Source organism: Micromonospora sp. NPDC049044, assembly GCF_040649215.1.
Lineage (GTDB): Bacteria > Actinomycetota > Actinomycetes > Mycobacteriales > Micromonosporaceae > Micromonospora.
Genome location: NZ_JBEZFA010000032.1, coordinates 75809 through 90073, shown reverse-complemented (window position 1 = coordinate 90073; position 14265 = coordinate 75809). Strand labels below are relative to the sequence as shown.

Below are 14265 nucleotides of genomic sequence, written 5' to 3'. Positions count from 1 at the left end.
TCGACAGCGCATCCCACTCGACATCAGACAACTCGTAGCGACGACCCACGCGCTACATCATCCGACATCAAGATCCTTTGAAGACACGGCCTAGGTCGGCGACAGTCTCTCTAGTTAGTTCTCCGGTGGCTGCGGCGTCAAAGATCGCTCGGATGCTCTGTCCAATTTGGTAAAGGTCTTGCAGACTCTTGCTCCGTGTTGCAGCGGAAATGGTGACTGTATAGAAATATGGCGCGCTTGGACGTCCTCCGTCATTGGTCACGCTCAACAGGTGACTATTCGTGCGCCGAAGGAGTGGTCCGGTTAGGCGCTCGACTAAAGCGAATAGCTCATCTTCATCATCGAAGTATTCATCAGAGGCGAGGTCGCAATCAATGGCTAGCTTGCCGTCATCGTCAAGCGAGAATGAGATAGGCTCCACGACGGCACCCTTGCCCCAATATTGGTCGTCGGGGGCAACGTCGACGAGAACCGCCTCCGGGGCTACGTCAAGCCGGCGCGCTTTTCGTAGCTCGTGGGCTAAGTCTGCGGCCTTTGTTGCGCTGAGATCGCTATGGGTGATCACTATGGAATCTGCGCCGTCGCTATACCGGCGCTTACCTCCGAAGAGCCATAGATCACGGTGCGAGTCGAACGAGACGGTGGAGGGCACGACGAATAGGCTCTCACAAACGTTCCGCCCTCGTGAGTGCGCTGGCCTGGCGGAGGTGCCGTTGCTCTGAACACCAAGGGCATTCGATGCAGGTCGCCGCACTCGGCGCGGCCCTGGAAGGCGTCGAGGCGGTCATGAGGCTCCCGGGGATAGGTGCGTGAGTCGCCTCACGCAGGCAGAATGGCGGACGTGACGAACCCTGATCCCGACGCGGAGTGGTGGACGACCTCGGACGTCGCCGCGTACCTCGGGGTGCGGGTCGGCACCGTGGCGACGTACCGGAAGCGGGGGCAGATGCCTGCGCCCGATCTGACCCTTGGACGGACGCACGTGTGGCGACCGGCGCACATTGTCAACTGGCATGAGGCGCGGCCACGACCCGGTGTCGGCGGCAGGTCGCGGGCTGAGGCTCGACCGCCCTCGGGCGATGACGCTGAACGTTAGGCGTTCGGCGCGGCCTTGACGGCCCGCAGTTCGTCTGCGAAGTCCCGCGTTTCTGGCGCGTCCGGGTACTGCTTGGTCAGCACTGACGACAGGTCCGTGGCCACCATGGCGAGTGATGGCAGCGACCGCCGGTTCCCGCTGAGCGCCTGGTGGCCGAGGTCGACAGCGCGATCCAGGTCGCCCGCTCGTGCGGCCACGACCCCGAGGGTGATCTGCGCTTCCGCGACTCTCATGGGCTTACGCACGACGCCGCTGCTGTCCGTGGATGAGCGGATCACCTCGTCTGCGTAGACCTCGGCAAGCCCGTTCTCGCCGACGATTCGGTAGCAGTCCATCGCGTAGAAGTCGAACTTGGCCGGGTCGACGACGAAGTGGTGATCCAGGTTCTCCGGGTACGGCAGCCCTTCAAGGATGCGGCGGCCCTGGTCTAGGGCAAGCTCGACTTGACGCCGGTCGCCCATGCGCGCCCACGCTTTCGCCCGTTGGGCAGCCAGTTGCACTGCGACGCTGTGTCGCGGTGCGGCTGCCTCGCCTGCTTCGGCGGCGGCGACTACGCCACGGAAGTCACCGGCGGTTAGCGCGTACCACGCCCGCATCTCCTGCGCCCAACCGATGACGTTCACGTCCCCGGACTCTTCTCCGAGCTGCAACGCTGCCCTGCGGGTCGCCTCGGCTTCGGTGCGTCGACCCATGTCGTACTCGACGCAACCCACCAGAAGGGCGACCGTTCCCGCCAAGGTAAGCAGTTCCCTGTGCTGTGCGAGTGTGAGACGAGCGTCGAGAAGTGCCGTCATGCGCCGCAGCCACGCGTGTCCCTCGACTCGCAGGTCTGCCGAGTCGGCGTAGGGATACTCGCTGCACAGCCTGTCGGCGGTGATCCGGAGTCCTTCTAGGGTCGCTTGGGATACGTCAGATGCGCGCATCCTCGTCACGATTTCGAGGGTGTCCAGGCCGGTGCCGGCCATCAAAGTCCTGTCGACGTCATCGCGGCCACGTCGTGGGAAGAACGCAGCGGTGACGGTGCCGAACGTAGCCGCTATGAGGCCCTTGTAGAAGTCGTCCGGCTCCGCGTCACCGGCTTCCCAGCGCTTCCAGTTTCGGAGAAGACTGCCGCTCGACGGCAGCTCAGACGAAGCGTGCGCCCGGAGGGCTTCGACCGCCTCAGCTTGCGACCACCCTCGGGCGGCCCGTTCGTTCCGGATGCGCCGAGCCCACAGAGGCCGGCCCTCGCCCGCGCTGCCCGTGTCTCCCATGAGCCCAGTATGGCCCCGCTATGGGGGTGACAGGGAAGGGGACAGCGGCCTGACCCCGCAGTGACACCTGTCGTTCGACGAGTACCTAAGTGATCGTCATATTTACAAGTTCCGCTGCCAGAAATCGCCGACTCGGAGGGGCTGGCGATCAAGGGCGCGGTGTCGTAGCGTCCCAAGTACTAACTCGGTTAGTACTTGGGCCATGGAGGGGAGTCGAAGCATGGTCAAACGGTTGTTCGGTGAGCGTCCGGTGGGCGCGGTGACGTTGGTGGAGACGCCGGTGTCGCGGTCGTACGCGCAGAAGGCTCGGGTGGCGTTCCTCGTCGTGGCGGCGTCCGTCGCCCTGGTGGTGGCCGCTACCGCGTCGGTGGCGCTGCCGTTGGCGCTCGCGGTGGTGGTTGGGCTGTTGTCCGGCGGGGTGTGCGGCCTGGTGGTCGCATGCCTGGTGCGGGTGTGGCCGGCGCTGCGGGTGCTGTGGTGGTGGGCGTTCGAGATCGTCGCTGCGGTCACGGTGTTCGTGGGCATGGCGTACCTGTCTTGGGCGACGCATCCGGCGGTGCCGCTGGTGCTCCTGGCCGTGGTGCTGGGCGTGGTCTTCGGTGTCGGCCGGCTTCGTCGGCGGGTGTCGGCGTGGGTGTGGTGCGTGGTGGTGCGGCACCGGCTGCGGTTGTGCTTCGCGGAGTTCATCCGGTCCGCGTCGCGGCTGCATCCGGGTCGGCTGCCGCTGATCCTGTGGGCGCGGCCGACGCCGGCCGGGGAGCGGGTGTGGGTGTGGCTGCGGCCGGGCCTGGACCTGACGGACCTGGACGGCAAGGCGGACAAGCTCGCGGTGGCCTGCTGGGCGGGTGAGGCGCGGCTGGTCCGTGCGTCGGCCAAGCATGCCGCCCTGGTGCGGGTGGACATCACCCGTCGTGACCCGCTGACCGGTCTGGTGGCATCGCCGCTGTCGGCCTGGGTGGCGTGGATGCGCGACGAGGACGCCCCGGTATCGCCGGCTATGCCGCCGTTGGGCTTGGACCTGCTCGACGTGCCGGAGCCGGCACCGGAGCAGCGCAACCCGCGCCGCTGAACCAAGACTCACACGCCCTGACCGGGTGTGTGCGGTGACCGCCAACAGGGCGGTTCACCTCCAACAAATCCCAAGGGAGATCGCAATGGCAAACGACACGACCGTGACGGTGGTCGGCAACTTGACCGCCGACCCGGAGCTGCGGTTCACCCCGGCGGGGGTGGCGCTGGTGAAGTTCACCGTGGCGTCCACGCCTCGGGTGTTCGACCGCAACTCGGGTGAGTACCGCGACGGTGACCCGCTGTTCCTGACCTGCACCGCGTGGCGGGACCTGGCGGAGCACATCGCCGAGTCGCTGGCGAAGGGCACTCGTGTGGTGGTGGCGGGGCGGCTGCGGCTGTCGCGGTGGGAGAACGAGGAGGGCGAGAAGCGCTCAGCGTACGGCCTGGACGTCGACGAGGTCGGCCCGTCGCTGCGGTTCGCCACGGCGACGGTGAAGAAGATGGTCCGCTCCCGCAGCGGGGACGGGTTCACTCCGGAGACGCCGGCGGATGACCCGTGGTCGACCGCCGCGCCCGCGTCGGCGGCCTGAGCGGCGGTGCGCTGATGTCGACGCTGACCGTTCCGGCCGTACCGGGTGGCATGCCCGCCGACCCGTCCGTGTCGATCTTCGACCCGGTGCATGTCGGGGTGGACGAGTTCGGCCACCCGGTGCGGGTCCCGCTGATCTACCGCAACTTGTTGATCGGTGGGGAACCGGGCGGCGGCAAGTCGACCCTGCTGAACCTGATCGTGGCTCACGCCGCCCTATCGCCCGACTGCCGGCTGTGCCTGCTAGATGGCAAGCAGGTCGAGTTGGGCCAGTGGAAGAGCTGCGCCGACGTGTTCGTCGGCCCGGACATCACGCATGCCCTGGCCACGCTGCGGCGGATGCAGATCGTGATGGACAACCGGTACGCCTACCTCGAAGTGGCGGGCCGCCGGAAGACCCAACGCGACGACGTGTTCAGCCCGATCCTGGTCGCCATCGATGAAATCGCCTACTTCTCGGCCACCGTCGGGGACAAGAAGACCCGGGAGGACTTCGCGGGTCTGCTGCGGGACCTGGTGGCCCGAGGCCGGGCGGTCGGCATCATCGTCGTCGCGGCGACGCAACGCCCCTCGTCGGACATCATCCCGACGAGCCTGCGGGACCTGTTCGCCTGGCGGTGCGCCTTCCGGTGCACCACCAACGTGTCCTCCGACATCGTGTTGGGGCACGGGTGGGCAGACCGTGGCTGGTCGTCCAACACGATCAGCCCAACCAACCCCGGCGTGGGACTGCTCATCGCCGAGGGTGGCACCCCGCAACTGATCAAAGCCGCGTACCTCGACGACGCGGCCTGCGCTCGCATCGCCATCCACGCCGCCCGCATGCGGGCCAACCGCAAGGAGCGTGCGGCATGAGTATCCGTATCCGACCCCGATCGGCCACGTCGCCAACCTGGCCGACCAACGATGACCACCTGTTGCACCCGGAGTGGTGCGCCCGAGGGCACGCCTGCGGCCTGGGCGAGCACCGGGCACAGCCGGTGACCCTGCGGGTTCCCGGTCACGGTGTGGTGGTCCTGACCCGGGTGCTGGCCGCCGACGGCAGCCAGCACGCCGAGATCCGCACCCGCATCAGCCTCGCGCCCGGCGACACCAACGCCCGGGCGCACCTGATGCGGATCGTCACCGAGTTCGACGCGGCCCTGCGGCGGATGGTCCGCCCCCAGCGCCGAACCCCATAGAAACGGGCCGACAGCAACGGGCTCGCCCTGGAAAGCCGCCCGAGGCCGCCGACCCGCCCCATCAACAGCCCGGAAGGAGCTGCCGTCATGCACGCTACCCAAAACCCGGTCGCCGAGCAGGTGACCACCCCGGCCCGCACGCTGCGGGACGCCGCCCTGTACCTGTCCCGCCACGGCTGGACGCAGGGCGCCTACTACGACGCCACGTCGGGGTCGTTCACGCCCCCGGCCTGCACGGTCGGCGCGGTCGGCATGGTCTGCTACGGCGGACCCGTCGACGCCCCGGCGCAGATGTTCGACGCCCCGGAGTTCGCTGACTTCGAGGCGGCGTTGACCTACCTGGACTGGTACCTGGCCTGCCGATTCGCCGACGGCCAGTACTACAAGGGGCTGGACAACGCCTACGACTTCAACGACGCCAAGGGCCAGACCGCCGACGCTGTCATCGCCGTCCTCAACGCGGCGGCCGACGCGTGGGACCGCACCAACGGTGGTGCGGCATGAACAAGAACACCGTCAAGCCCGGCTTGACGCGCACCCGCACCACGCGCGCCAAGCGGTCCGTGGAAACCACCGAGTTCGACGCGTTCGTGCGGCGCATCCTGCGGGCGTACGCCCGTCGGGTCGCTGCCGGCGACATCGAGGCGCTGCGGTCACTCGCGGCGCTGTCCAGCGACGTGGACGCCATGACCCGGCTCGCTGTCACCGGCCTGCGTCAGCCTCCGTACCGGTACTCCTGGGCGGAGATCGCCGACCGGCTGGGCGTGTCCCGGCAGGCGGTGCAGATGCGCTACGGCGACCGCGCCGACCGGATCGCCCTGGACGAGCGGCTCATCCGCGCCGGCCTCGGCGTCACGGTGGCGACCCTCGCGCAGGTGTTCGCCGATCACCACCCCGGTAGCCCGGCACCGTCGGTGTGCCCGGGCTGCGGCTTCCGCTACCCCGACGGGGTGACGGACTGCCCGACCAACGCCACCGTCCGCCCCCTGCTCTACCGGCGGCGCGGCGAAGACAAGCAGGCGCTCAACACCCTGACGCCTGACCAGTTCACCGACCTGCACAAGCACAAGACCACCAAGCTGGCGGCCCGCCGTCCAGCCCAACCCGCAGCACGTCCCGAACACCTCGGGACGGACCTGTTCGACCTGCTCACGGTCCCCGACCGCACCTCTCGCACCACGGGTGTGGACACGGGGCTGGCGACTGACGTCGAGCCCTTCCACACCTGACCTCTACCCGTCACCGCGAAAGGACTCGACATCATGACCGCACAGCCCAACGCCCACGGCCAGGCCCACACCAGCAGCCAGGCCCCGACCTACCCGTACCACTACTTCGTCTCCTTCAACTACCTCGTCCCGAACGGGATGAGCTTCGCCAACGTGGAGATGACGGTCGACAAGCCGATCACCTCCATGGACGGCGTCACCAGCATCACCACCCACCTCCGCCGGCTCGGCTACGACAACCCGGTGGTCCTGGGCTTCACCCTGCTGCGCAACGACCTCGCCACCAAGCGAGGTGAGCGGCAGTGACGCACCACGCCGGAGAACCACGGCTCGCCTCGGCGGCGTCGTGGGCGGTGCTCGCCGCGTCGTTCGGCCTGTCCGCCTCTACCTGGATCGCGCTGGCCGAACTTGCCGGCTTCACCGACCGCATCACGATCCCCGGCACCTCGGTCAGCCTCGCCCTGGCCTGGCTGATGCCCATCGCGGTCGACGGCTACGTGGTCGTCGCCCTGGTGCTGTGGATGGCTCCCGTGCCCGCACGGGTCGCCGCGTTCGCCAAGAAGAACACCTACGGTGCGGCCGGCATCGGCATCGCTGCCCAGTCGGCATACCACCTGCTCGACACCATGTCCACCAACGTCGAACCCTGGCGCGTGGTCCTGGCCGCGATTGTCGGCGCACTGCCCCCGGCCGTCGCCGGCCTGGCCGTGCACATGCGCGCCCTGCTCCGCCGGGAAAGCGGCCGAACCCCGGCCGCCACCACCGGCACCGCACCAACGTCCCCGGCACCCGCCGCGACGCCAACCCCGACCGTGACCGTTCCCGCCGTCCCGGCACCGACGCCGGTCCGGCCCGAGCTGCCCATCGTTCCCGCTACCGAACCCGCTGAGCCGGCACCGACGCCGGCCCGGCCCGAGATCCCGACCCCGGCGCAACTGGCCGACCGGATCACCGCACCGCGACCGGCCCCGACCCCGGAGCCGGCGACGCCCCGGCCCGATGAGACTGCCCGCCCCGCCCGTCCCCGTCCGAGCAAGCCCGATGTCACCACGGCACCGACGTTGGCACCGTCCACCACTGACACTCCTGTCACCGCGTCTGACGCTGCCCAACTTCCGCTGCCGATCGTGGCCCCGGACCTGCTCGCCCGAGCGACCCGCGTCGCGAAGCAGTACCGCACCGAGCACGGCACGCCGATCACCCCGGGCCAACTGGCCGTCCGCCTCAAGGTGACCTCCGATGAGGCCACGCAAGCCCTCGCGGTCCTGGACCTCGACCCCAACACCGACAACCGACCCGTCCGAGCCGCCAACGGACGCGCCGTGAAGGCGACCCGTTGACCGTCTCGACGCTGACCGTCGTACCCGAAGCACCTGCTTCGGGTACGGCCCCGTGCGCCGAGCCGACCGCCCCACCCTGGTACGCCACCTCCTCCGACATCCGGCTGCAAGCCGCCGCCCGGCTCACCCAACCCGACTTCGCCGAATGGCTGCGCCACGTCCGCCCGGCCGCCGGCTGCACCCGCCCGGTCCGCCTGGTCGGCACCATGGCCACCGTCGAGGCCGCCACCGGCCGTCTCCTGTCCGAGCGGTCGACGGCGGACATGCCCGACGGCGTCATCTACAAGCCGTGCGGCAACCGCCGCGCCGCCGTGTGCCCGACCTGCTCCAAGCTTTACCAACGCGACGCCTACCAGGTCGTGCGCGCCGGCCTCGTCGGCGGCAAGGGCGTACCGGAGCAGGTCGCCCACCACCCGGCGGTGTTCCCCACCTTGACCGCACCCAGCTTCGGCGAGGTCCACACCCGCTACGTCAAGCGGCACACCTGCACCCGCCGCACCTCGTGCGACTGCCGACCCGAACCCTGCCACGCCCGCCGGGAGTCGACCGTCTGCCCGCACGGCGTGCGGCTGGTCTGCTTCGCCCGCCACGAGGACACCGACGCCCGGTTGGGCACGCCCCTGTGCCTGGACTGCTACGACCACGACGCGCAAGCGGTCTGGAACCTCTCGGCCGGGGAGCTGTGGCGGCGCACCACCATCGCCATCAACCGCTACATGCACCGGCTGGCCACCGCTCGCGGCATCCCCGACATCCCCGTAACCTCGCCGCGCACCGGTAAGACCCGGTGGGTGTCCCCGGTGCGGCTGTCATTCGGCAAGGCCGCCGAGATGCAACGACGCGGCGTCGTGCACTTCCACGCCATCATCCGCCTCGACGGCCGCGACGCGGGCGACCCGGACGCCATCGTGCCGGCCCCGCCGCAGCTCGACGCCGCCGACCTCGTGGCCGCCGTCGACCACGCCGCCGCCACCGTCGGCTTCACCACCGCCGACCACCTCGCCCACCCCGGCGGCTGGCCGATCGCCTGGGGCGAGCAGGTGCTCACCAAGGTAATCACCGTGGCCGGACGGGGCGAGGTGACCGACGCCCAGGTCGCCGCGTACCTGGCCAAGTACGCCACCAAGTCGACCGAGGTGACCGGCCACGCCTCCAACCGGCTCACCGGCGACACCATCGACATCTACGCCGATCCGGCCGGCAGCCACACCGAACGCCTGGTCGACGCGTGCTGGATGCTCGGCACGCCCCGGGACTGGCGGCGGCTGCGCCGCTGGGCGCACATGCTCGGCTTCGGCGGCCACTTCCTCACCAAGTCCCGCCGCTACTCGATCACCTTCGCCCTGCTCCGGAACCAACGCATCGTGTTCCGCCGCACCCAGAGCAGCGGCCCGCAGCAAGCCGCGGCCGGCACCGAGCCAACCACGCTGGTGGTCAACTTCCTGCAATTCGTGGGCGCCGGCTGGCACACCACCGCTGACGCAATGCTCGCCAACGCCTCCGCCGCGATGGCCCGAGAGCACCAGGACGCCGCCCGGGAATACCTACAGACCCTCGTCGCCTGACGCGCGATTCAGCGTCAAGCCCACCTTGACACCTAATCGGCCGACAGTCGGCCATCGAAGTCGTGGAATGGAGCACTGGACCGATGAGCACTCAGAGGCAGACAAGCGCTGTCGACCGGCTGTGGACGGTGGAGGATGTCTCCGCCTTCCTCGGCGTTCCGGTCGGCACGCTGTACCAGTGGCGGCACCGCCGTTTCGGGCCACCGGCGGCCAAGGTCGGACGGCACCTGAGGTACGACCCGCAGGATGTGCGGTCCTGGGTCGCGGAGCAGGCGGCGTAGGCCATGCCCGTCGATGACCTGTGGTACCTGAACGGGCGGGCGGCTGACGGTTCGCGGCTGCCGTCGAAACGGCACGGGCGGGGCAAGCGGTGGCGGGTGCGCTGGACGGACAACCTCGGCGAGACGCGTACGCAGTTGTTCGAGCGGAAGGTGGATGCCGACCGCCACGACGCCAACGTTCGCGCCGACCTGAGCCGGGGCCAGTACATCGATGACCGGGCGGGCCGCATCACCGTCGCGGCCCTCGCGTCGCTGTGGCGGGACGCCCAACTCCACACCGACAGCACGACCGTCCGGGTGGAGCATGCTGTCCGGCTCCATGTGCTGCCGGGGCTGGGCGCGCAGCAGATCAAGGATGTCCGCCCGAGCCACATCCAGGGATGGGTACGGGACCGTTCGACGGTCCTCGCTCCGACCACGCTGCGGGTGGTCTACACCTACCTCAGTTCGATGTTCGCCATGGCTGTGCGGGACCGGCTGATCTCGGCCAGCCCGTGCGACAAGGGCATCCGGCTTCCGCCGGTCAGCCGGGGGAGCCGGGTCCTTCCCACGGCGGAGCAGGTGCACGACTTGGCGCGTCTGCTGCCGGCCCGGTTGGCCGCGACGGTCTATCTCGCGGCCGGTTGTGGGCTGCGCCTGGGTGAAATCCTCGGCTTGGAGGTGGACGACATCGACTTCGACGTGCGGGAGGTGCACGTCCGACGCCAACTCAAGGTGCTCAAGGGCCGTCAACCGTTCCTCGGACCGGTCAAGACCAGCACCAGCGCCCGCACCGTCGAGCTGCCTGATGTCGTGGCGGTGGCGCTGCGTCAGCACCTGGCCGACGGGTGCGACGCGGTCGAAGTCGACGACGACACGGACCGTCGCCGGCCGGTCCGCCGGGCCGCACGCCTGCTGTTCAAGGGTGTCGGCGGCGAGCCTGTCAACGCGGCGACCTTCTCGCGGACGTGGGGGAGCGCCCGGGAAGCGGTCGGGCTGCCGGCGCGGTGGGGGATTCACGGACTACGGCACTACTACGCGACGGTCCTGATCCACGCGGGCGCGTCGGTGAAGACGGTGCAGCTCGCGTTGGGGCACAGCACACCGACCATCACGCTCAACACCTACGTGCACGAGTGGCCGGACGTGCTCGACCGGACCCGGCTGCTCATCGACGGTGCGCTCGGCCAACACGAAACGGCGGCCACGCCGGCTGTGAGCCGGGCATGACCGCCGTCCGTGAGGTTGTACCCAACCTGTACCCAAGATCAGTAGTGATCCTGTTGGTGCAGGTCAGAGCCTTGATCAGGCTCAGCAGTCGTAGTACATGGCGAACTCGTGCGGGGTCGGGCGCAGACGCACCGGGTCGACCTCGTTGGCGCGCTTCCAGTCCACCCAGGTGGAGATCAGGTCCGGGGTGAAGACGCCGCCCTCGAGCAGGTAGTCGTGGTCGGCCTCCAGCGAGTCGAGCACGGCCGGCAGCGAGCCGGGCACCTGCTTGACGTCGCCCCACTCCTCCGGCGGGAGGTCGTAGAGGTCCTTGTCGATCGGCGTCGGCGGCTCGATCTTGCTCTTGATGCCGTCCAGGCCGGCCATCATCATGGCCGAGAAGGCCAGGTAGACGTTCGCCGACGGGTCCGGCACCCGGAACTCGACGCGCTTGGCCTTCGGGTTCGCGCCGGTGACCGGGATGCGGGTGCAGGCCGAGCGGTTGCGCTGCGAGTAGACCAGGTTGACCGGCGCCTCGAAGCCCGGCACCAGGCGGCGGTACGAGTTGACCGTCGGGTTGGTGAAGGCCAGCAGCGACGGCGCGTGGTGCAGCAGACCGCCGATGTACCAGCGGGCCATGTCGGACAGGCCCGCGTAGCCGGTCTCGTCGTAGAACAGCGGCTCACCGTTGAGCCAGAGGCTCTGGTGGGTGTGCATGCCGGAGCCGTTGTCACCGAAGAGCGGCTTGGGCATGAAGGTGGCGGTCTTGCCGTTGGCCCAGGCCTCGTTCTTCACTATGTACTTGAAGAGCTGGAGCTGGTCACCGGCGTGCAGCAGGGTGGAGAACCGATAGTTGATCTCGGACTGGCCGGCGGTGCCCACTTCGTGGTGCGAGCGCTCCACGTTGAAGCCGGTGTCGACCAGGCGACGCACGATCGAGTCACGCAGGTCGGCGTAGTGGTCGACCGGCGGCACCGGGAAGTAACCGCCCTTGTACGCGGTCTTGTAACCACGGTTGCCGCCCGGCTCTTCGCGGCCGGTGTTCCAGGCGCCCTCGATCGAGTCGATGTAGTAGAACGACTGGTGCGCCGAGGTCTCGTGGCGGATCGAGTCGAAGATGTAGAACTCCGCCTCGGCTCCGAAGTAGGCGGTGTCGGCGATGCCGCTGGCCGCCAGGTACGCCTCGGCCTTCTTCGCCACGTTGCGCGGGTCCCGGCTGTACGCCTCGCGGGTGAACGGGTCGTGGATGAAGAAGTTCAGCGCGAGCGTCTTCTGCGCGCGGAACGGGTCGATGAACGCGGTGGCGACGTCCGGGAGCAGGAGCATGTCCGACTCGTGGATCGCCTGGAAACCGCGGATCGACGAACCGTCGAACGCGAGGCCGTCGGTGAAGAGGTCGTCGTTGACGGACTCGACCGGCAGGTTGAAGTGCTGCATCACGCCGGGCAGGTCACAGAAACGAACGTCGACGAACTTCACGTCCTCGTTCTTGAGGTATCGCAGCAGTTCCTCGGGGTTGGCGAACACACATCCTCCTGGCACGTCCACGGGGTGGCTAGGCTTCTGGCGACGCTAGGGCCGGGCGGTTGCCCGGCCGTGTCTCCGTTGTTTCTGCCGTGTTACGTCCCTCGCGGAGTGTCAGTGACGCGCCGGTCCACGCCTCCGGCCTACCGCGAACGCCGCCCGACTGCGCCAGTGTAGTGACATCTGCTGCCTTTGGCCCGAATTGGCGCACCGTGGCGGCGACACCCCGCAAGTCCTCATCCCCGCGCGGATACCCTTGATCGCTGTGACCAATCCGCACCCCCCGGCAGCGCCGGCCAGCGACCCCACCTTCAGTCCGCCGAGCCTCGGCAAGCGGTTCGGGGCGCTGGTCATCGACTGGGTGCTGTCCCTGCTGGTGTCCAACCTCTTCGCCGACCCGATCCGCGACAGTTGGGCGCCGGTGCTGGTGCTGGTGTTGGAGTACGGCTTCTTCCTCGGCCTGTTCGCCCAGACGCCCGGCATGTACATCACGAAGATCCGCTGCCTGAACTGGCACGACGGGGGCCGGATCGGGGTGCTCCGCGGACTGATCCGGGGCCTGCTGCTGGCCGTCGTCGTACCCGCGCTGATCATGGACGAGCACCGCCGTGGCCTGCACGACCGCCTCGCCGACTCGGTGATCGTCGACGCACCCCGAGGCTGACCCCGACTCCCCGCGCCCAAGCGGGTCTCCCGGCTCGGTGGCCCGGTGATCGTGCTCGATCCTTGTTGTGGTGGCATCCCCGCACCGCCGAGGCCACTACATGCAGGTTCGAGCACGATCACGGGGTCGCCCGCACCCGGCGGTGGGACGGGGCGGGTGCGCTGGAACGGGAAAGAGCCGGACCCGTGCTCGGGTCCGGCTCTTTTCGGCGTACGTCGAAGGGGTCTAGCGGCCCCGCGACTGGCGGAAGGCGCCCGGCGGCCGCATGTTCTTCGGGATCGCGCCCTTGGGCATCTGCGGACGCGCGGTGAGGGCCTTGAGCCGCTTGTCGAGCGAGTTGACGTCCTTGCCGGAGAGCGCGCGCGGCAGCCGCAGCAGCGTCGTGCGGAGCTTGCGGATCGGCAGCTCGCCCTCCTCCTGCCCGATCACGTAGTCGTGCAGGGGCGCGGAGCCGATCACCTTCGACAGCCGCCGCTTCTCCTGCCCGAGCAGGCCGCGCACCCGCTGCGGGTTGCCCTCGGCCAGCAGGATCACGCCCGGCCGGCCGATCACCAGGTGGACCATGTCCATCTGGGTGGTCGAGCTGACCGCAGGGGTCACCCGCCAGTCGCCGCGCATGTTCTCCATGATCTGCGCCGCCGCGCCAGGCTGCCCCTCGGCGGCGTTCATCATCGCCTTGTTTGACCGCAGGTTGAGGACGATCAGCACCGCGAGCAGGACGAACAGGATGCCGATCGGCAGCCAGATCCAGCTCCAGAGGATGACCGCGACCACGGTGAGGGCGAGCGGGATGAGCACCGCGGCGGCGACCAACGGCGCGAACCACCGGTCCTGCTTGGCGGTGAACTGGAACACCATCCCGATCTGCTTCAGCCGTTGGCCGAACGAGACCTTCTCCTGGGGCTTTGCCATGCCGCAGAGTCTAGTGGTCGCCGCCCGGCCCGTTGATCCGCGTCCGGGTGCCGGCCGACTGAGTACCTTACGTCGCCTCGCCGCTGCGGCCCGGGCGAGTAAGGAGGGTACCGGCGGTGAAGATCAGGCGCTGTGCCCATGCCGGGGTGGGGCCTTCGCGCGAAGAGTCGTCAGCAGCGACGACACCACGACGAAGGAGACCGACATGTTCGGCAACGACGCGGAATTCCTGCTCTCCCTGCACCGTACGCACGCCGCCGAGCTGCGCGCCGAAGTGGCCGCCGCCCAGCTCGCCCGCGCGGTGTCGCGACGCCCCGGCCGCACCTGGCTGGGCCGCCGCCAGCAGACCCGCCGCCTCGGCGACGACCGCCGGTGACCGCGCCCGCCCCGGCGGCCCCGCCCACGGCACCCGTCCCGCGGGACGGTCGACCA

16 protein-coding genes and 1 pseudogene are annotated in these 14265 nt (G+C 69.1%); 13 read left to right on the top strand and 4 right to left on the bottom strand.

All coding sequences use genetic code 11. The features are described from left to right. Positions 1 to 67: 67 nt before the first annotated feature. Entirely contained in the window at positions 68 to 652 is a 585-nt protein-coding gene (locus AB0B85_RS24430) for a hypothetical protein (protein WP_357411011.1), read from the bottom strand. Positions 653 to 1092: 440 nt separating this feature from the next. Beyond that, positions 1093 to 2349: an XRE family transcriptional regulator gene (locus AB0B85_RS24425; RefSeq protein WP_357411009.1), complete on the bottom strand. Its 1257-nt coding sequence runs from the start codon at positions 2347 to 2349 to the stop codon at positions 1093 to 1095. A gap of 220 nt (positions 2350 to 2569) precedes the next feature. Here AB0B85_RS24425 and AB0B85_RS24420 point away from each other — a divergent pair, with 220 nt between their 5' ends. From AB0B85_RS24420 to AB0B85_RS24370, 11 genes and pseudogenes are all read left to right on the top strand, one after another. Further along, on the top strand, positions 2570 to 3418 hold the full coding sequence (locus tag AB0B85_RS24420; protein WP_357411007.1) for a hypothetical protein: 849 nt from the start codon (positions 2570 to 2572) through the stop codon (positions 3416 to 3418). Between the two features lie 85 nt (positions 3419 to 3503). Beyond that, the gene (locus AB0B85_RS24415; RefSeq protein WP_357411005.1) at positions 3504 to 3950 is read left to right on the top strand and encodes a single-stranded DNA-binding protein; all 447 of its coding nucleotides are present in this window, start codon (positions 3504 to 3506) and stop codon (positions 3948 to 3950) included. Continuing rightward, positions 3917 to 4804 carry an FtsK/SpoIIIE domain-containing protein gene (locus AB0B85_RS24410; protein WP_357411003.1) on the top strand — a complete coding sequence of 296 codons (888 nt, stop codon included), beginning with the start codon at positions 3917 to 3919 and terminating at the stop codon, positions 4802 to 4804. The genes AB0B85_RS24415 and AB0B85_RS24410 overlap by 34 nt, the downstream gene beginning before the upstream one ends. After that, complete coding sequence (locus tag AB0B85_RS24405; protein ID WP_357411001.1) at positions 4801 to 5130, top strand: hypothetical protein; 330 nt, start codon at positions 4801 to 4803, stop codon at positions 5128 to 5130. The genes AB0B85_RS24410 and AB0B85_RS24405 overlap by 4 nt, the downstream gene beginning before the upstream one ends. 87 nt (positions 5131 to 5217) lie before the next feature. Continuing rightward, entirely contained in the window at positions 5218 to 5634 is a 417-nt protein-coding gene (locus AB0B85_RS24400; protein WP_357410999.1) for a hypothetical protein, read from the top strand. Continuing rightward, positions 5631 to 5933 (top strand): annotated as a pseudogene (locus tag AB0B85_RS24395) (hypothetical protein); the annotation flags it as partial. The gene AB0B85_RS24400 and the pseudogene AB0B85_RS24395, both read left to right, overlap by 4 nt. 459 nt (positions 5934 to 6392) lie before the next feature. After that, on the top strand, positions 6393 to 6665 hold the full coding sequence (locus AB0B85_RS24390; RefSeq protein WP_357410997.1) for a hypothetical protein: 273 nt from the start codon (positions 6393 to 6395) through the stop codon (positions 6663 to 6665). Next, on the top strand, positions 6662 to 7699 hold the full coding sequence (locus AB0B85_RS24385; protein ID WP_357410995.1) for a hypothetical protein: 1038 nt from the start codon (positions 6662 to 6664) through the stop codon (positions 7697 to 7699). Before AB0B85_RS24390 ends, AB0B85_RS24385 begins: the two co-directional genes overlap by 4 nt. 98 nt (positions 7700 to 7797) lie before the next feature. Further along, positions 7798 to 9264, top strand: a complete 1467-nt coding sequence (locus tag AB0B85_RS24380) for a replication initiator (RefSeq protein ID WP_357411022.1) — start codon at positions 7798 to 7800, stop codon at positions 9262 to 9264. 83 nt (positions 9265 to 9347) lie between these two features. Then, positions 9348 to 9545, top strand: coding sequence for a helix-turn-helix domain-containing protein (locus AB0B85_RS24375; RefSeq protein WP_110565749.1), 198 nt, complete (start codon positions 9348 to 9350; stop codon positions 9543 to 9545). Between the two features lie 3 nt (positions 9546 to 9548). Further along, positions 9549 to 10754 (top strand): site-specific integrase, encoded by a 1206-nt coding sequence (locus tag AB0B85_RS24370; protein WP_357410993.1) that lies wholly within the window; start codon positions 9549 to 9551, stop codon positions 10752 to 10754. Positions 10755 to 10835: 81 nt separating this feature from the next. Here the strand turns inward: AB0B85_RS24370 and glnA are convergent, their stop codons facing one another. Then, positions 10836 to 12260, bottom strand: a complete 1425-nt coding sequence (glnA, locus tag AB0B85_RS24365; protein ID WP_357410991.1) for a type I glutamate--ammonia ligase — start codon at positions 12258 to 12260, stop codon at positions 10836 to 10838. Positions 12261 to 12522: 262 nt separating this feature from the next. Here glnA and AB0B85_RS24360 point away from each other — a divergent pair, with 262 nt between their 5' ends. Beyond that, a complete protein-coding gene (locus tag AB0B85_RS24360) occupies positions 12523 to 12921 on the top strand; it encodes an RDD family protein (protein ID WP_357410989.1) in 399 nt (132 codons plus the stop codon). Positions 12922 to 13146: 225 nt separating this feature from the next. On the opposite strand, the gene AB0B85_RS24355 is transcribed toward AB0B85_RS24360, so the two are convergent. Then, positions 13147 to 13833, bottom strand: coding sequence for a DUF4191 domain-containing protein (locus tag AB0B85_RS24355; RefSeq protein ID WP_091407420.1), 687 nt, complete (start codon positions 13831 to 13833; stop codon positions 13147 to 13149). Positions 13834 to 14038: 205 nt separating this feature from the next. Here AB0B85_RS24355 and AB0B85_RS24350 point away from each other — a divergent pair, with 205 nt between their 5' ends. Continuing rightward, positions 14039 to 14209: a hypothetical protein gene (locus AB0B85_RS24350; protein WP_357410986.1), complete on the top strand. Its 171-nt coding sequence runs from the start codon at positions 14039 to 14041 to the stop codon at positions 14207 to 14209. Positions 14210 to 14265 lie beyond the last annotated feature (56 nt).